This window comes from Burkholderia sp. AU28863, from assembly GCF_002223195.1.
GTDB classification, from domain to species: Bacteria; Pseudomonadota; Gammaproteobacteria; order Burkholderiales; family Burkholderiaceae; genus Burkholderia; species Burkholderia sola.
The window spans coordinates 2,099,028-2,117,084 of the sequence record NZ_NKFE01000005.1; the positions used below are offsets into that span (position 1 = coordinate 2,099,028).

The 18,057-nt window shown below is 67.7% G+C and carries 14 protein-coding genes and 1 pseudogene; 8 read left to right on the top strand and 7 right to left on the bottom strand.

Translation table 11 applies throughout. The features are described 5' to 3' along the window. Window positions 1-58 precede the first annotated feature (58 nt). Entirely contained in the window at window positions 59-1,213 is a 1,155-nt protein-coding gene (locus CFB81_RS26080) for a sialidase (RefSeq protein ID WP_089436981.1), read from the top strand. On the opposite strand, the gene CFB81_RS26085 is transcribed toward CFB81_RS26080, so the two are convergent. Then, window positions 1,200-2,144: a LysR substrate-binding domain-containing protein gene (locus CFB81_RS26085; protein WP_069618273.1), complete on the bottom strand. Its 945-nt coding sequence runs from the start codon at window positions 2,142-2,144 to the stop codon at window positions 1,200-1,202. The two genes, CFB81_RS26080 and CFB81_RS26085, sit on opposite strands and share 14 nt — an antisense overlap. A gap of 145 nt (window positions 2,145-2,289) precedes the next feature. On the opposite strand from CFB81_RS26085, the gene CFB81_RS26090 reads away from it, so the two are divergent. Then, on the top strand, window positions 2,290-2,715 hold the full coding sequence (locus CFB81_RS26090; protein ID WP_069618272.1) for a PACE efflux transporter: 426 nt from the start codon (window positions 2,290-2,292) through the stop codon (window positions 2,713-2,715). Window positions 2,716-2,724: 9 nt separating this feature from the next. Here the strand turns inward: CFB81_RS26090 and CFB81_RS26095 are convergent, their stop codons facing one another. The 5 genes and pseudogenes from CFB81_RS26095 to CFB81_RS26115 form a co-directional block, all read right to left on the bottom strand. Then, complete coding sequence (locus CFB81_RS26095) at window positions 2,725-3,351, bottom strand: trimeric intracellular cation channel family protein (RefSeq protein WP_089436982.1); 627 nt, start codon at window positions 3,349-3,351, stop codon at window positions 2,725-2,727. Window positions 3,352-3,646: 295 nt separating this feature from the next. After that, window positions 3,647-4,594: a choline ABC transporter substrate-binding protein gene (locus CFB81_RS26100; protein WP_069618270.1), complete on the bottom strand. Its 948-nt coding sequence runs from the start codon at window positions 4,592-4,594 to the stop codon at window positions 3,647-3,649. A 102-nt stretch (window positions 4,595-4,696) separates the two neighbouring features. Next, window positions 4,697-5,695 (bottom strand): GlxA family transcriptional regulator, encoded by a 999-nt coding sequence (locus CFB81_RS26105; RefSeq protein ID WP_089436983.1) that lies wholly within the window; start codon window positions 5,693-5,695, stop codon window positions 4,697-4,699. Between the two features lie 104 nt (window positions 5,696-5,799). Next, the gene (gene choW / locus CFB81_RS26110) at window positions 5,800-6,696 is read right to left on the bottom strand and encodes a choline ABC transporter permease subunit (RefSeq protein ID WP_089436984.1); all 897 of its coding nucleotides are present in this window, start codon (window positions 6,694-6,696) and stop codon (window positions 5,800-5,802) included. Then, window positions 6,689-7,980 (bottom strand): annotated as a pseudogene (locus CFB81_RS26115) (glycine betaine/L-proline ABC transporter ATP-binding protein); the annotation flags it as partial. The gene choW and the pseudogene CFB81_RS26115, both read right to left, overlap by 8 nt. Window positions 7,981-8,461: 481 nt before the next feature. On the opposite strand from CFB81_RS26115, the gene CFB81_RS26125 reads away from it, so the two are divergent. Together CFB81_RS26125 and CFB81_RS26130 are read left to right on the top strand one after the other, a co-directional pair. Continuing rightward, window positions 8,462-11,842, top strand: coding sequence for a DUF2339 domain-containing protein (locus CFB81_RS26125; protein ID WP_089436985.1), 3,381 nt, complete (start codon window positions 8,462-8,464; stop codon window positions 11,840-11,842). Next, entirely contained in the window at window positions 11,839-13,191 is a 1,353-nt protein-coding gene (locus CFB81_RS26130; RefSeq protein ID WP_089436986.1) for a DUF3999 domain-containing protein, read from the top strand. Before CFB81_RS26125 ends, CFB81_RS26130 begins: the two co-directional genes overlap by 4 nt. 123 nt (window positions 13,192-13,314) lie before the next feature. Here CFB81_RS26130 and CFB81_RS26135 read toward each other — a convergent pair whose 3' ends face one another. Then, window positions 13,315-14,133: a GNAT family N-acetyltransferase gene (locus CFB81_RS26135; protein ID WP_089437148.1), complete on the bottom strand. Its 819-nt coding sequence runs from the start codon at window positions 14,131-14,133 to the stop codon at window positions 13,315-13,317. Between the two features lie 282 nt (window positions 14,134-14,415). Between CFB81_RS26135 and CFB81_RS26140 the strand changes: the two genes are divergently transcribed. From CFB81_RS26140 to CFB81_RS26155, 4 genes are all read left to right on the top strand, one after another. Beyond that, a complete protein-coding gene (locus CFB81_RS26140; RefSeq protein WP_069621784.1) occupies window positions 14,416-14,721 on the top strand; it encodes an NIPSNAP family protein in 306 nt (101 codons plus the stop codon). Between the two features lie 307 nt (window positions 14,722-15,028). After that, the gene (locus tag CFB81_RS26145) at window positions 15,029-15,679 is read left to right on the top strand and encodes an NADPH-dependent FMN reductase (protein ID WP_069621783.1); all 651 of its coding nucleotides are present in this window, start codon (window positions 15,029-15,031) and stop codon (window positions 15,677-15,679) included. Between the two features lie 235 nt (window positions 15,680-15,914). Beyond that, entirely contained in the window at window positions 15,915-16,133 is a 219-nt protein-coding gene (locus CFB81_RS26150) for a hypothetical protein (protein ID WP_006480563.1), read from the top strand. A gap of 92 nt (window positions 16,134-16,225) precedes the next feature. Further along, on the top strand, window positions 16,226-17,128 hold the full coding sequence (locus tag CFB81_RS26155; RefSeq protein WP_069621782.1) for an aminomethyltransferase: 903 nt from the start codon (window positions 16,226-16,228) through the stop codon (window positions 17,126-17,128). Window positions 17,129-18,057 lie beyond the last annotated feature (929 nt).

An 18,057-nucleotide genomic window follows, 5' to 3' on the forward strand; every position in this document is an offset into this window, starting at 1 on the left:
GGCGCATTCCCCATACCAAGCGCCGTCGCGCCAGGCGGGCCATCCGGAGACATCGTCCATGAACGATCGACTGCTCGTCGCCACCCGCAAGGGCCTGTTCGTCCTGCAACCCGACGGTCATGGCGGCTGGACGCTCGGCGAACCGCATTTCATCGGTGAGCCCGTCAGCATGGCGCTCGCCGACCCGCGCGACGGCACGCTGTATGCGGCGCTCAATCTGGGCCATTTCGGCGTGAAGCTGCATCGCCTGCGCGCAGGCGCCGCCGGCTGGGAGGAATGCGCAGTCCCGGTTTATCCGCCGCAGCCCGCCGATGCGTCACCCGCCCGTGCCGAACCGCACGCCGGCAGCGGCGAAACCGACGACGCGGCTGCCGCTGCCGGGACGCCGCAGCCGCCGTGGACGCTTCAGCAAATCTGGTCGCTCGAAGCCGGCGGCACGGACGAGCCCGGCGCCCTGTGGGCCGGCACGATTCCCGGCGGCCTGTTCCGCTCGGACGACCACGGCGATTCGTGGGTACTGAACCGCCCGCTGTGGGATCGCCCCGAACGCGCCGAATGGGGCGGCGGCGGGTACGACGCGCCAGGCATCCATTCGGTGATGATCGATCCGCGCGACAGCCGGCACGTCACCGTCGGCGTCTCGTGCGGCGGCGTGTGGCAGACCGAGGACGGCGGCGCGACGTGGCGCGTCACGGCGGAAGGCATGGAAGCCGACTACATGCCGCCCGAGCGACGCGGCGAGCCGAACATGCAGGACCCGCACCGCGTCGTGCAGTGCGCGGCCAACCCCGACGTCTTGTGGACGCAGCATCACTGCGCGATCTTCCGCTCAACCGACCGCGGCGAACACTGGCGGCGGATCGAAGCGCAGCCGTCCAGCTTCGGTTTCGCGGTGGCCGTGCATCCGCACGATCCCGATACCGCGTGGTTCGTGCCGGCCGTGAAGGACGCGTGCCGGATTCCGGTGAACGGCCGGCTCGTCGTCACGCGCACGCGCGACGGCGGCCGCAGTTTCGAGAGCCTGTCGAACGGGTTGCCGGCCGCGCCCGCGTACGACCTCGTGTACCGGCACGGACTCGCGGTGGACGATTCCGGCACGCGCCTCGCGATGGCATCGACGACCGGCGGGTTATGGACGTCCGCCGATGGCGGCGACCATTGGCGACAGGTATCGGCGCACCTGCCGCCGGTGTATTGCGTCAGGTTCGGATAGCGACGCGTGCATCGTCAGGCGCCATCCGCGCCACCGCGCCGCGCGTCCGTGCGATTTCCGCTTCGAGCCAGTCGAGAAACCGTCTGACCTGCGGCTCGCGCTCGCGCCCCGGCCGGCACAGCGCGACGAAGCGCGCACCGGCGACGCGCACCGCAGGCTCGATCGGCGTCAACGCACCGCGCTCGACATGCTCGGCGGCCAGCACGGAGCTGAGCAGCGCGATGCCCTGCCCGTGCAGCACGGCCTGCAACGCGTAGTGCTCGTCGTCGTAATGGCGAAACACCGCACGTTCGAGCCATGCTTCCCGGCCCGCCGCACGACACCACGACGCCCAGTCGACCGACACCGGCAGCGGCGTATCCCACACGGTTTCGATCAGGTCGAGCGGCGCGTCGGTGCGATGCGCGTCGAACCCGGCGGCCGCATACGCGCCGAAATACTCGTCGATCAACGCAATCTCGTGCAGCGCGGGAAACGTGCGCGACGTCGCGCGAATCGCGAGATCGATCCGTGCATCGCGTTCGAGATCGACGAGCGCGTTCCCCGTTTCGACCTTGATGTGCAGGTACGGATCGACGCGGCGAAACGCACCGAGACGCGGAATCAGCCACATCGCCGCAAACGCGGGCGTCGTGGTCAGCACGAGCGGGCGCGCCTCGGCCGCGTCCGGCCGCAGCGCATCCAGCCCGCGGCTCAACGCCAGCAACGCATCGTGACTCGCGCGAAACAGTTGCTCGCCTTCTTCCGTCAGCCGCACGCCGCCCGCGCCACGCTCGAACAGCAGCACGCCGACGCGGCTTTCGAGCGACTTGATCTGATGCGACACGGCGGCCGGCGTCACGGACAGTTCTTCCGCGGCGGCCTTGAACGTGCCGAGCCGCGCCGACGATTCGAATACACGCAATGCGGTCAGGGGAATTTTCGAGAACACGGAGCCTCGCGGGCAGGATGCGGCCGGGTTGAATTCGATTCAATCGGGTTGAGATTAGGTGAATTGAAGCGGGCGCGCAACGCGACTAGCCTTGCGGGACGTTGCGGCATGGTGCCGCGACGGTCACTCTCGAGCCGGAGGAACCGTGCAAGGCCTACCGCGCAGGATCACGCAGGCGGTGCTCTACGAAGCGATCGCCATTTCCTGCATCTCGCCCGCGATCGCGGCAATCTTCAAGCAGGACCTCGTCTACTCGGGCGCGCTGTCGGCGACGATGTCGGCGATCGCGATGCTGTGGAACATGGTCTTCAACGCGCTGTTCGAGCGCTGGGAAGCGTCGCGCCGGCAGCCGACGCGCACGCTCGGGCGGCGGATCCTGCACGCGACCGGATTCGAGGGCGGGCTGATCTTCATCCTCGTGCCGGTCGTGTCGTGGTGGCTCGACATCTCGTGGTTCGACGCGTTCGTCGTCGATATCGCGCTGTTCGCGTTCTTCTTCTGTTACGCGTTCGTGTTCCAGTGGGCGTTCGATCGCGTGTTCGACGTGCCGGCGGCGACGAAGGGGTCGTGAGCCGGGCGCCTATGCGCCCGCGGCGATTTTCGGCAACTGCCAGCCGAACCGAACCGCCGCCATCCGCAGCGCAAAGCACACGACGCCGCCGAGCCCGGCCGCGACGACCGGCGGGCAACCGAGCCGCCGGCACACCACGACGACGACCGCGCCGAGCAGGGCCGCACTCGCATAGATGTCCGTGACCAGCACGACGGGTATCCGCGCGAGCAGCAGATCGCGCACGACGCCGCCCCCGCAACCGGTCACGGCGCCCATCAGCGTTGCAATGAACGGGGGGACGCGGAATTCGAGCGCCTTCACCGCGCCCGCGACCGCGAACAACGCGAGGCCGGCCGCATCGAGCGTGGTCAGCAGCGACGGCGAAAACGACGCGACCCGCGCATGAAACACGAATGCGAACAGCCCGGCGGCGAACGCGAGCGCCGGATAACGCCAGTCGCTCACGGCGCTCGGCGGGCGAGCGCCGATCAGCAGGTCGCGAATCACGCCGCCGCCGAGCGCGACGACGAGCGACAGCACCATCACCCCGAACAGGTCGAGACCGGCGCCGATCGCCGCATTGGCGCCCTCGATCGCAAACACCGCCGTGCCCGCGAGATCGGCGGCGAGCACGACTTGCTCGATGCGCTTCATGCGAATGAATGGCCGAAGCGCTGCATCGTCCGGTTCCAGCGTGTGTCGGCCGACGCGGTCGCGTGATTCGGCCGCATGCGGCCTGCGTGTTGCCGTCCGGATGCATCAAGCGTGTTGCGGGTCATTGCCGTCTCCTCGATGGGGGATCGAGCAGTCTAGCGCATCGTCCGCGGGCCGTCGGCGCGAGCGCGAAGCACGCAGCAAAAAGCCGGCGCAAGCAGGTCACCCCGCTTACGCCGGCTCAACATTCACGTTCAGGCTTCGGGCCGCAGCCGCAAAGCCCGACACGTCATGCTCAATGCGCGCCGAGATACGCCTTCACCGCCGGCAGGCCCGGCTTGCCGTCGATCGTCGTCACGCCCGCGAGCCACTTGTCGAGCGCGTCCGGGTTCGCCTTCAGCCACGCGGCGGCGGCCTTGTTCGGGTCCTGCTTGTTCATGATCGGCACCATCACGTGGTTCTCGATCGCCGTCGTGAACTGCAGGTTCGACACGAACTTCGCGACGTTCGGGCAGCGCTGCGCGTAGTCGGGCGGCGTCGCCGTCAGCACCTTCGCTTCGCCGTAGTTCGGGCCGAACACGTCATCGCCGCCGGTCAGGTAGTCGATCTTCATCTGCACGTTCATCGGATGCGGCTCCCAGCCGAGGAACACGATCCACTGCTTGTCGCGGATCGCGCGATTCACCTCGACGAGCATCCCGGCCTCGCTCGACTCGACCAGCTTGAACTTGCCGAGGCCGAACTGGTTGCCGTCGATCATCTTCTTGATCAGCGCGTTGCCGTCGTTACCGGGCTCGATCCCGTAGATCTTGCCGTTGAGCTTGTCCGCATATTTCTGGATGTCCGCGAACGACTTCAGGCCGCCCTGGTACACGTAGTCGGGCACCGCGAGCGTGTATTTCGCGCCGGTCAGGTTCGGCGTCGCGAGCACCTTGATCGTGCCGGCCTTCGTGAACGGCTGGATGATCGGGTCCATCGTCGGCGACCAGTAGCCGAGGAACACATCGATCTGCTTGCTCTTGATCCCCGCGAACGTGATCGGCACCGACGCGATCGTCTTCGTCGGGTTATAGCCGAGTCCCTGCAGCATCGTCGACGCGAGGCCCGTGGTCGCCGCGATGTCGGACCAGCCGACATCCGCGAAGCGCACGTTCTTGCACACGGGCGGATCGGCCGCATAAACGGCCGACATCGGCGCGGCCATCCCGATCCCGCACACCGCTGCGATCAATAGGCGCTTCATCTTGCTTCTCCTCAAAGTGATGTCGTTTGCTTGAATCCGGGATCGTTTATTGAAGCCGCGCGCCGCGATCCCGGCGACGTCGCGGACCGAATGAGGCCCCGTTCAGCGCCCCGGCAGCCGGCGCTCGTAGCTCGGCGCGTGGCCGAACTGCGCGCGGTATGCCTTGCTGAAATGGCACGGCGAATGAAAGCCGCAGACCGTCGTCACGCGCGCGATCGATGCGTCGGTCGTGCGCAGCAGGTCGCGTGCGCGTTTCAGGCGCAGCGTCAGGTAATAGTGGGTCGGCGATACGTTCAGGTACACCTTGAACATGCGCTGCAGATGCCGCTGCGACAGCCGCACGAGCCGCGCGAGTTCCTCGAGCGACAGCGGCTCCTCGATGTTCGCCTCCATCAGCCGCACGACCTCGATCAGCTCCGCGCGCGAAAAGCCGACGCGCGCGTCGACCGGAATCGGCTGCGTATCGGTCGAACTGCGGATGCGCTCCAGGATGAACTGCTCGGAGACCTGCGCAGCCAGTTGCTGGCCGAACCGCATGCCGACGAGGTTCAGCATCAGGTCGAGCGGCGCGGTGCCGCCCGTGCAGGTCAGCCGGTCGCGATCGACGACGAACAGCTCGTCGGCGAAGCCCACTTGCGGAAATTCGGAATGCAGCGCGGACAGGTTCTCCCAGTGCACGGTGCAGCGATAGCCGTCGAGCAGCCCGCTCGACATCAGTGCGTACGCGCCCGTGCAGATGCCGCCGAGCGGCAGCCCGCGTTCGGCGAGCGCCGCGAGCGTATCGCGCGCGCGCTCGTCGACCACGTCGCGGATGCGGATGCCGCCGCACACGATCATCACGTCGGGCAGGTTCTCGTAGTCGAGCGCCTGCGTGGGCCGCACCGCGATGCCGTTGCTGGCATGCACGGGCGCGCCGTCGAGCGAGTAGATCGACCACTTGTAGTGATCCGCCCGCCCGACGTAGTTCGCCATCCGAAGCACTTCGACCGCGCTCGAGAACGCGATCATCGAGAAGTTCGGCAGCGTGAGGAAGCCGAAATGGGCGAGGGACGAAACCGGTGAAACGCAGGCGGCGGGCGCGACAGCGACGGCGGACGTCACATCGGTCTCCTGGCGAGGAGGTTGCAGGGGGCCAACTCCGCGGCCGAAGCCGCGGAAGTCGTTATCCATATACAGGGTGAGCGGCCGGGTCCGGCCGCCTGGGCTCAGGCCTGCGCGGGCGCGGCCTTCACGCGGAACAGCTGCTTGAGGCCCGAGAACAGCGGCGCCTTCGCGGTGCCCGGCGCGCGGCCGAAGCTCTCGGTGATGCGGTCGAGAATGATCGCGAGCAGCACGACCGACAGACCGCTTTCGAAGCCGAGACCGATGTCGAGGCGCTGGATACTCGCGAGCACGTCGTTGCCGAGGCCGCCCGCGCCGACCATCGACGCGATGATCACCATCGACAGCGCCATCATGATCGTCTGGTTCACGCCCTGCATGATCGACGGCAGCGCGTTCGGGAACTGCACCTTGTACAGCAGTTGCCACGGCGTGCAGCCGAACGCCTGGCCGGCTTCGACGATCTCGCGGTTCACGTGGCGGATGCCAAGGCTCGTGAGACGCACGGCGGGCGGCATCGCGAAGATCACCGTCGACAGGATCCCCGGCACGCGGCCGAGACCGAACAGCATCGCGGCCGGAATCAGGTAAACGAACGCCGGCATCGTCTGCATCAGGTCGAGGACCGGGCGCACGATCGCGGCGACCCACTTGCTCTTCGCCGCCCAGATGCCGAGCGGGATGCCGAGCACGAGGCTGATGATCGTCGACGACAGCGTGAGGCCGAGCGTGATGACCGTCTGGTCCCAGAAGCCGGTCGCGAAGATCAGCAGCAGCGATGCGGTGGTGAACAGCGCGAAGCGCCAGCCCACCCGCCACAGCCCGACGCCGATGAAGATCGCCATCATCAGCCACATCGGGATCGCCTGCAGGCCATGCTCGACGAATGCCGCGAGCCCCTCGATCGCTTGACCGATCGCGTCGAACGTCTTTGCGTCGTGGTCGAGCAGGTAGTGAACGGACTGGTCGACCCAGGTACCGAGCGGAATCATTTCAGACATGGGAACCTCGCGAACGCGTGATGGCCTTCAGGATGAGCGCGCGATCGACCGAGCCGCAGTAGCAGCCGTCGTCGTCGACGACGGGCAGTGCATTCGGGCTCGCGACCACGCGCGCGACGACATGTTCGAGCGACGCATCGCGCCGGATGCTTTCGATCGGCCGCACGGACGGCGTGTCCTGACCGAGCGCCTCGCGCGTGACGAAGCCGCGAATCTTGCGTGCGGCATCGAGCACGAACGCGTATTCGGCGCTGCCGTTCAGCGAAGCCGCGACGTTCGCGGCATCGCACTTCGACATGGTCGGCACGGCGCCCGTCTGCATCAGGTCGCCCGCCGTCAGATAGCGGCTGGTGTCGATGCCGTCGAAGAACGCGCGCACGTAATCGTCGGCCGGGTTCGCGATGATGTCCTGCGGCGTACCGACCTGCACGAGGCGGCCGCCTTCCATGATCGCGATGCGGTTGCCGATGCGCAGCGCTTCCTCGAGATCGTGCGACACGAACATGATCGTGCGGCGCTGCTCCTTCTGCAGTTGCAGCAGCACGTCCTGCATTTCGCGGCGCTTGAGCGGATCGAGTGCGGAAAACGCCTCGTCCATGATCATCAGCGACGGGTTCACGGCCAGCGCGCGAGCGAGGCCGACGCGCTGCTGCATGCCGCCCGACAGCTCGGACGGCAGCTTGTGCGAGAACGGCGCGAGGCCGACCTGCTCGAGCACCTCCATCGCACGGCGCTCGCGCTCCTTCTTGCCCATGCCCGCGACTTCGAGCCCGAACGCGGCATTCGACACGACGGTGCGATGCGGCATCAGCGCGAACGACTGGAACACCATGCTCATGTCCTTGCGGCGCAGCGCGGTCAGCGCCGAGCGGCGCGCCGACGCGACGTCGAGCCCGTCGATCAGCACCTTGCCGGCGCTCGGATCGACCAGCCGGTTCACGAGGCGGATCAGCGTGGACTTGCCGGAGCCGGACAGGCCCATCAGCACGAAAATTTCGCCTTCCTGCACATCGAAGGAGACGTTGTGCACGCCGACGACCTGGCCGGTGCGCTTGAGCACATCGTCCTTCGTCGCGCCGGCGGCGAGCATGTCGAGCGCCTGCTGGGGATTGCTTCCAAACACCTTGCACAGACCTTCGACCACAACCTTGGGGGCATCCATCGAAACCTTCTCCTCGTGTAGCGGGGACTCGCGCTTGTCATAGCGTGCCTACATAGTTGCCAGAAAAAACCCCGGCCTGCCGACGAATTACGACAAACGCTTGCGCAAATACGACACACCCGCCAGCCCCGCCCGGCGGGCCGCGCCGCCGATTGCGGCGGCGCAATACGCTCACACCCAGCAACGACGGGCATCCCCCGCCGGACTTGTGCGCAGCAGCGCGGCGAACGGCACATGAGGTTTTGCGCCAGGCCGTATCGCGCACGCGTCGCTTTGCGACAAGTTGACGTCCGTTCCGGCGTCGATCTATTCAGACGAAAGCGGCCGCCGCGTCGTCAGTAAAAAGCATGACCGTGCAAAAAGCCGGATGGCGACACCCGAGGGCGCACGCCGCGATACCGCGCCAAACCCGGAAATCGGCGAACGATCGCTGTGATACATTCCCGCAAACACGCCGACCGCGACGTTGCCGCGGGCCTTGCGCACGAGGGCCGGCCGCATGGCGCGCGCATGCCGGTTCGCCTGCCGGCCGTGCCGAAACCGCCTCGATCCGGTGCGATCCGCGATCGAAGGACGATAACGATAGTGAGAGGGAGCAAGGCGTTGAACTGGGCATTCGCCGTAATCGGCTTCATCGTGGGCGGCATCGCCGCGTTGATCGGGGATTTCTCTGCCGCGAGCGGCTCGCTGCTCGGGGCCGCCGTCGGGTTCTGGGTCGGGCACACGCTGCGGCAACGCAAGCCGCGCAACCCGCGCGCCGCACCCGATGCATTCGCGATCGCCGCGACGCCGCCACCCACGCCGTTACCGCTCGCCGATCGCGTCGCGCGCCTCGAAGCAACCGTCGCCACGCTCACGCGCGAACTCGACGCGCTGCGCGCTCAACTGGCGGGCGCGAAGGCCGGCGCGGCGACCTCCGGCGGCATCGCACCCACGGCTTCGGCCGACGCCTCCGCGCCACTGCCGGTGCACTTCCCGACACCGCCCGCGCAACAACCTGTCGCCGCACGTGCCTACACACCGGCATCCATCTCGACGACGACGCCCGCGACACCGCCCGCACCGCCCACCGCAGCACGCACCTCGGCTGCGCCGGCTCACGCCACCGTCACCGCACCCGCCACCCCGATCCGCCCTGCCCCGCTCCAACCGCCCCAACCGCCAGCGCCGCGCGAACCGGGCCTCGCCGAACGCGCATTCGGCGCCGCGCGCGACTGGCTGCTCGGCGGCAACACGGTCGTGCGTGTCGGGATCATCGTGCTGTTCTTCGGCGTCGCGTTCCTGCTCAAGTACGCGGCCGACAACGCGATGCTGCCGATCGAATTCCGCCTCGCGGGCACGGCGCTCGCCGCGGCCGCGCTGCTCGCGATCGGCTGGCGCGTGCGGCCGCGCCGCGCCGCATACGGCCTCGTGCTGCAAGGCGGCGGCGTCGGCATCCTGTACCTGACGATCTTCGCCGCGACCAAGCTTTACGCACTACTGCCCATCGGCGCCGCGTTCCCGCTGATGGTCGCGGTCTGCGCGCTGAGCGCGTTCCTCGCGGTGCGGCAGAACGCGCTGCCGCTCGCGTTCATGGGCAGCGCGGGCGGCTTTCTCGCACCGATCCTGCTGTCGACCGGCCAGGGTAATCACGTCGCGCTGTTCAGCTACTACGCACTGCTGAACGCGGGCATCTTCGCGATCGCGTGGTTCAAGGCCTGGCGCCCGCTGAACCTGCTCGGCTTCGTGTTCACGTTCACGATCGGCTCCGCGTGGGGCGTGACGGCCTATCGCCCCGCGCTGTTCGCAAGCACCGAGCCGTTCCTCGTCCTGTTCTTCCTGATGTACGTCGGCATCGCGCTGCTGTATGCGGTGAAGCGCGAACTCGCGCTGCGACACTACGTGGACGGCACGCTCGTGTTCGGCACGCCGATCGTCGCGACCGCGCTGCAGGCGTCCCTCGTGAAAGGCATGCCGTTCGCGCTCGCGTGGAGCGCGGTCGCGCTGTCGGCGTTCTACGTCGCGGTCGCCGCATGGCTCGCGCGGCGCCGCGATCGCCTCGGGCTGCTGTTCGAATCGATGCTCGCGCTCGCCGTCATCTTCGCGACGCTCGCGGTGCCGCTCGCGTTCTCGGGGCCGACGACCAGCGCCGCGTGGGCCATCGAAGGCGCGGCCGTCGTGTGGCTCGGCGTGCGCCAGAAACGCCTGCTCGCGTTCGGCTTCGGGCTGCTGATGCAGGTCGCCGCGGCCGGCGCGTTCTTCACGAGCTTGCTGAGTCCGGCCGACGCGACCGCGCTGCCGGTGCTCAACAGCCCGACTATCGCGATGCTGCTGATCGCGCTCGCCGGCCTGTTCACCGGCTGGTGGCTGCACGGGCGCGGCGAAGCCCGCGCATGGCACGGGTGGATGCCCGAGATCGGCGTCGCGGCCGCCGCGTGGGGGCTGCTGTGGTGGGTCAGCGGCGGGCTGCACGAAATCCTCGTCCACGCGAGCCGTCACGTCGATCTGCATGCCGATCGCTTCGTAGTCGATACGACCGCACTGTTCGCCGCCGGTACCGCCTGGCTCGCGCACGTGGCGCGCCGCCGGCTCGCCTGGCCGCTCGCCGAATGGCCCGCGCTCGCGCTCACGCCAGTGCTGGCGCTGCTCGCGCTGCGCGCGTTCGATGCGCACGAAGCGCCGCTGTCGGGCATGGGCGCGTTCGCGTGGCCGGTGGCCATCGGCGCGGGGCTTGCGCTGCTGTGGCGCCAGTCGCGCGGCACGACCGGCGCCGCTGCCGCGAACGGCGCGACGCCCTCCGTTGCAACGCGCATCCTCGCGCCGCTGCATACGCTGACGTTCTGGACCGTGTGCGGTCTGCTGTCGCTCGAAGGTTTCTGGCGCCTGCGCGCGTTCGTCCCGGAAGGCGCATGGAGCTGGAGCGCATGGGCGTACGGCTTCGGCGCGCTGCTCCTGCTCGTGTCCGGCCCCGGCTCCCGCCCGCGCTGGCCGGTCGCGGCGTTCCCGCGCGCATACCAGGTGTGGGGTGCGGCGCCGCTCGCCGCACTGCTGTGGCTGTGGAGCATCGCCAGCACGGTCAGCGACGGCGACGCAGCGCCGCTCTTCTGGCTGCCGCTGCTCAATCCGCTCGACATCGCGCAAGGTCTCGTGTTCGTCGCGTTCGCCGCGTGGCTGCGCCGCCTCAGAACGCTCGGCATCGCGTGGCATCCGCGCGCCGTCGACTATGTAGCGATCGCGACCGTGTTCCTGTGGTTCAACGCGCTGATGCTGCGCACGCTGCATCACCGCTTCCACCTCGGCTACGACATCGACATCGTGCTGTCGTCGTTCGGCATCCAGCAGGTGTTCATGGTCGGCTGGAGCCTGTTCGCGTTCGCCGGGATGTGGCTCACGCGCCGCGACGGCATCGCACGCCTCTGCGCATTCGCGTCGCTGCCGCTGATCGTCGTGATGTGGGCGTGGACCTTCTACGCGAACTTCACGCAGGACGGCGGAAGCTGGGCGCGCGTGCCGCTGTTCAACCCGCTCGATCTCGTGCTCGCGGTCGTCTATGCGCTCGCCGCGTCGTGGTTCGTGCGCGCGCGCAAACTCGGCTGGACCTTCGGCACACATCGCGTCGAGCTGCTGGGTGCGGCCGGTGCAACCGGGTTCCTGTGGCTGAACGCGATCCTGCTACGCACGTTGCATCACTGGGCCGGCGTGCCGTACGAATTCGGCGCGATGGCCGAATCGACGCTCGTGCAGGCATCGGTGTCCGTGTACTGGACAGTCTGTGCGCTCGCGATCACGATCTGGGCCACGCGCCGCGGGCTGCGGCCGCTGTGGTTCGTCGGCGCCGCGCTGCTCGCGCTGACGGTCGTCAAGCTCTTCCTGTTCGACCTGTCGCACGTCACCGGCATCGAGCGCATCGTGTCGTTCATCGGCATCGGCGTGCTGCTGCTGTTGATCGGCTATTTCTCGCCGCTGCCGCCGAAGGCCGCCGCGCGACAGGACGGCCAGCCATGAAACGACTCGCCGCCCTGCTCGGGCTGAGCCTGCTCGCGTCGTTCGCGACGGCCGACGGCGTACCCAACGCCGGGCGCGTCACGCAGCGCTTCGCGCTCGACCTCGACGGCAGCGCCGCGTATTACCAGCTCACCGTGCCGCAGCCCGTGTATGCGGCGAGCCGGCGCGACGATCTCGGCGACGTGCGCATCTTCAACGGCGCGGGCGAGCCGGTGCCGTATTCGCTCGACGCGCCGGCCGCGCCCGCCGTGCCGCCGTCACGCGCGCCGGTGCACTGGTTCCCGCTACCGCCCGCGCGCGCCGAGAACGGTAGCGCGCCGCTCGGCGTGACGGTCGGCCCGGACGGCGCGCTGCGCGCGGCCGTCGCGCCGCCTTCGCCCACCCGGCATGGCGCGGACCTCGTCGACCTGTCGCATACCGACGGCAGCATCGATGCGCTGGTCGTGCATGTGGGCGACGACAGCTACCAGGGCCGCGTGTCCGTCGAAGCCAGCGACGACCTGCGCAACTGGCGACCGCTCGGCAGCACGCAGTTGCTGAAAGTCGGCCGCGGCAACGACCTGCTGGTGCAGGAACGCATCGCGCTCGACGGTGCGACGCCGCGCTACCTGCGGCTGGACTGGCTCGACGGCGCGCCGGCAATCGCGTCGGTCGACGTCGAGACGCATCCGCGCGACGCACGCGGCGCCGACACGGCGTCCGTGCCGCGCCAGTGGCGCGACGCCGTGCGGATACGCGCGGGCGCTGCGCCGGGCGAGTATCTGTTCGACACCGACGGCGCGTATCCGGTCGACCGCGTGCGCATCGACCTGCCGCAGCCGAACACCGTCGCGCGCGCGACGCTGCAAAGCCGCGCCGATGCGCAGGCGCCGTGGCGCGACGTCTCGGCCGCGGTGCTGTTCCGCCTGCAGGGCAAGGGCGGCGAGCAGCGCAATCCGCCGCTCGAGTTCGCGGCGAATACGGATCGCGCGTGGCGGATCGTCGTCGACATGCGCAACGGCGGCCTCGGCGGCGGCCGGCCGGCGGTCGCTATCGGCTGGCATCCGGCCGCGCTGACCTTCGTCGCGCGCGGCACGCCGCCGTTTACGCTCGGCGTGGGCGATGCATCGCTCATGTCCTCGGCCGTGAGCCGCGACGCGCTGCTGGTCGGCATGGCGCCCGAAGTACGGCCCGCCCGCGTCGGCGCGGCGCTGCCCGCATCGGCGGTCGCGACGGCGGCAGCCGCCGATGCGGATGCCGGACGTCGCTACGTGCTGTGGGGCGCGCTGATTGTTGCGGTCGGCGTGCTCGGCACGATCGCGTGGCGCCTCGCGAAAGGCGGCGGCGACACGCGCAGCCGCGACGAGTGACGTCCGCACGCATTTGCGTGCCGCTTGACGCGCCGGCCCGTTCCTTGGGCCATCGCCACGCGCGATCGCACCGATTCATCGAGTGGTCCGCGCCCCGTCTTTACGTGAAGGCCATGCGACGCGTCAGCGGCGCGAATCGGAACCCGCCCGCCGCCATCGGGCCACGAAGCGGCCATGCTGACGCGGCCGCCACGGCGACGACCGGCAACTGGCCGCACCGGCCGCGCGGCGCGCCGCGAAACCTCCGCCGCGACGCAGGCCCGACTCGCGCCGGCCGATCGCGACGATGCGCGGCGCCCACGCATGCATGACCCGCCGCACGGCCGCCACGCGCGCCGCCAGCCGCGACGCCGGCGACACGCGCCGCGCGGCGCGTGCAACGGGCCGCTTGCACAGGATCGCGCTGTCGTAGCGCTTGCCGGCAAAGCGCATCACGTCGACCACCTCGAAGCCCTGCGCGCCGTAGAACGCCAGCAGGTGCGAAGCCGGATGCGGCGTGTCCAGCGCGAGCAGCGCATAGCCGCGCAACGCAGCCCACTGCTCGGCGAACGACAGCAGCAACGCGCCGATCCCGCGGCTTTGACACGCCGGGTCCACCGCCACCTGGCGCACGCTCGCGACGCCTTCGCGCCGGTACAGCGAGCAGGCCGACGAAGGATCGGTCGCATACAGCGTGGCCGTGCCGACGACACGCCCGCCGCACACGGCGACATAACACTCGCCGGCTTCCGCGCGACGGCGCGTGACGTCTTCGTCCTGATCGACGCACGTGCAGTTGAGCCCCATCGCACCGAGCCGCGCGAACGCACGATGCAGCATCGGCGTGAGTTGCGCATAGCTGTCGATTGCCGGATCGAAACGCCGGACGATCACCCGATCGGCGCACGCGAAAGGCGGCGCGGCAGGGGTGCGTTCGGCGATCGCGTTCCAGGGTATCGACATGGCCATGCTCCGTGGTGAAGATGCCCGAAGTCTAGGAGCGCGCCGGTCGCCATCGCAAGAAAAAATGTCGTAAAAATGCCGCGGTAACGTGGCTGACGGAAGTGCCGGGTACGGTGCGTTTCGATGCCGTGCGCACGTCGCGGCGAACGCCTCGAAGCACCGATCGTTGCACGCGCAAGCAACGCATCAAGTGGACGAGATCGAGGGCCCGGCGCGCACGCCGTTGACACGTACTGCCCCGCGCTCCAGACTCGCTGCTCCGTCACAGCATCGCGAGCGCCCATGGTCACCTGCTTCCTCCGCTACGTCGTCGATCCGTACAAACTCGTCGAATTCGAAACTTACGGGAAGATGTGGATTCCGCTCGTCGAGCAGTTCGGCGGCACGCATCACGGCTACTTCCTGCCATCCGAAGGCGCGAGCAACATCGCGCTCGCGATGTTCTCGTTCCCCAGCCTCGCCGACTACGAGCGCTACCGCGAACGCTCGAAGGACGATCCGGCCTGCCAGGCCGCATTCCGCTACGCGGAGGACACGCGGTGCATCGTCAGCTACGAGCGCAGCTTCTTCCGGCCGGTGTTCGAGTAACGGGCGCGTCGCCGCGCATCGCGCCCCGTTTTCCGGCCGACGACGAAAAAAAGCCCCGCCAGCATCCGCGCGGCGGGGCCAACCCATGTCAGTAGAGACATCATGGAGGAGACGAGCCCATCTTATCGAGCCCGGCGCACCGTCCCAACCAAGCATTTCTGCTATCGATCTGCGCGGCCGCGCACACGGTTGCCTCGCCGCGCGGCATATCGATAGAACGAAAAGTCGTTTTCAGAGTGGCGACGGGGTCGTTACCATCTGGTTTTAAGCCTGTGCTTAGCCGGGCAAGCCACTCCAGGAGCGCCCCTTGACTGCATTCGATCAACACCGCCGTCCGTTCGTCGTCGGCATTGGCGGAACCACCCGGGCCGCGTCGTCCACCGAACGCGCGCTGTCGTTCGCACTGCGCGGTGCGCAAGCCGCCGGCGCGCGCACGCGCCTGTTCGACGGCCCGTTCCTGCATACGCTGCCGCACTACGCACCCGAGCACAAAACGCTGACCGACGCGCAGCGCGAGCTGATCGACGCCGTGCGCGAGGCCGACGCGATCATCATCGCGACGCCCGGCTATCACGGCGGCGTGTCCGGCCTCGTGAAGAACGCGCTCGACACGCTCGAGGAACTGCGCGCGGACGACCGCCCGTATCTCGACGGCCGCGCGGTCGGCCTGATCGTCACCGCGTACGGCTGGCAGGCGGCCGGCACCGTGCTGACGTCGCTGCGCTCGATCGTCCATGCGCTGCGCGGGTGGCCGACGCCGTTCGGCGCAACCGTCAACACGCTGGAAACGCGCTTCGAAAGCGCCGATAGCTGCTCGGATCCGAAGGTCGTCGCGCAACTCGAGACGGTCGGCGCGCAAGCCGCCGAATTCGCGCTCGCGTTCGCGTCGCATCGTGCGGCCTCGCATGCGGCATCGGTCGATGCGCTCGCGCCCGTGCTGAAGGTCGCCAACCAGTAACCTCCGCATTCCGCCGCGCCCCTCCGGTCGACACGATTCGACGCAGGTGCGCGGCGCGTCTTCCGACGCGCGGCGATGTGCCGGGCGTGCCCGTCTCGCCTCTCGAACACGTCGTTCGCGCGTACCGCCCCGATAACGATTCAGCCCGCCGCATGATTTGCATTGGCCGAAAGATTGGTTCACGCGGCCGGCAGGTTTTCGTACGCTGAAAGTCCGAACTTTTTACGCGCACGCCATGAACCGTACGATCCGCTACAAGGGCTATGAAGTCGCTCCCGCTGCCGCCCGGTTGCCGAACGGGCTGTTCGCCGCCAACCTGACGATCGAACGCGCGAGCGGCGGGCCGTCGCCGCGCTCCGTGTCGTTCGACGCGATCGATTTCTTCTTCGAGGAAGAGCACGCCCTCGCGTACGCCTCGCGCTGGGGCCGCCTCTGGGTCGACACGAACGCGTGACCGCGGGGCCGGCGTGCACATGGCCACTCGAAAATACGCGATGACGGAAGCTGTGCAAGAATCTTTCGATCCGTAATCGCATAACAATAGCCATGACCGACACGCTGCAGGACGAGCATGCCGCGGCAGATCACGCGATGCGCAACTGGACCTTCGAGAGGCAAGGCCCGGTCCGGATCGGTTCCGATGCGCACAAGCAGATGTTCTGTCGGATGCTGCTCGACACACACAATCCGTACAAGCCGGCGGTAATCGACTGGCCGGCGCTCCAGCCGGCCGAACTCAGACGGCTCACGTCGCTGCCGATCTGGGACATCGCGGTGCAAACCGAAGGCCGCGCGTCGATTCGCGTCGCGACCTACGCCGCGACGGTCGACGATCCGCTGCTGCGCCGCGCGCTCGAGATGGACGGCGGCGAGGAAGCCCGCCACAAGGTCGTGCTGTCGAAGCTCGTCGAGGCGTACGGCATCCGGCTCGCGCCCGAGCCGGCCTACCCGGCGCCGACCGATCCCGAATGGTCGTGGATGATGACGGGCTTCAGCGAATGCATCGACAGCTTCTTCGCATTCGGCCTGTTCCGCTCCGCGCAGCGCTCCGGTTATTTCCCGCCCGAGCTCGTCGAGACCTTCGAGCCCGTGATCCAGGAAGAAGGCCGCCACATCCTGTTCTTCGTGAACTGGTACGCATGGTACTGGCGCACGATGCCGTGGTGGCGCCGGCCGTGGTTTTTCGCACGTGTCGCGGCCGTGTGGGTGCAACTGATCCGTGACCGCATGAACATCGCGCGCGGCATCGATGCCGACGGCGCCGCGCGTGACGCGAATTTTCCGGCGACCGGCACGGCCGATATCGGCGATGCGCTGAACCCGCGCGAACTGATCGAGCTGTGTCTCGTGGAGAACGACCGGCGGATGGCCGGTTACGACAAGCGCCTGCTGCGTCCGATGTTCGTGCCGCGGATGGCGCGGCTTGCGCTGCGGTTTCTGAAGAAGTGAAGTCAGGCGCTTGCCGCGGGTGATGCGGCAAGCGCCCGAATGGGCCCACGCCCGCTCGGGTGTGGCGCGCCCGATACATTCGACCCCTCCCTCTTTTTCCTCGACACGTCGGGCGCCAGCGGCATGGCGGGCACATCGCCGCCCTCCGGATCTGACATTTCAGCCACCGCCGCTCCCCTCGACGCTCGGTCTCTGACGGCCTGTCGACACCCCGCGAAACGCCCGCCGCGCGCGCGCCCGCTCGAGTTCCGGCATGCGCGCCGATTCCGCGCTGATACCGATGTCAATGCGATCGTCAATAGGACAAAACCGATAAATTGACGCGAATCGTTTCCTCTGTCGCCTCTGTAGCACTTTTTTACAACTTCCACGGTCCGGGCAGGCCGCAACGCCCGCCGCTCGGGCCCCTGCGCCGCGCGAGATGCGCAAATCAGCACAAACCAATACGCTCGACATCCGACCAATCCAATTATCAGATAACCAGCCAATACCAAGAACAATTCGATTCAAACAAAAACATTAACAAGTTAATAAAATATCAAAAGCATTATTCGCAAACCCACCTTTCAACATTACAAACATGAAAGACTTCGACTGCGCGCAAACGTTTGCGGCCTCATTCATCTTACTTTTATGCCTCTGAGTTGTGTTATCCACCGCACAAAACCATCGTAACCATTTGATTTTTATAGAAAATCACCCTCATTGCCGGAGTAGTCCGTGGGCTGCCCGACACAATCTCACATCCTTGACATTCGCTTTTCTCCAGCACATCAAAACGCAGCGTATTAACCATTCTTTAACTTTAAAACCACTTCATTTATCACTGTTTATCAATCTCCAAAATCGACCTCCAATAAACTCCGCCCATCAATTTTGAGATTCGCGCGAGCGCACGGAGCAATCCTCTAACAAAAGAGACCGGTGTG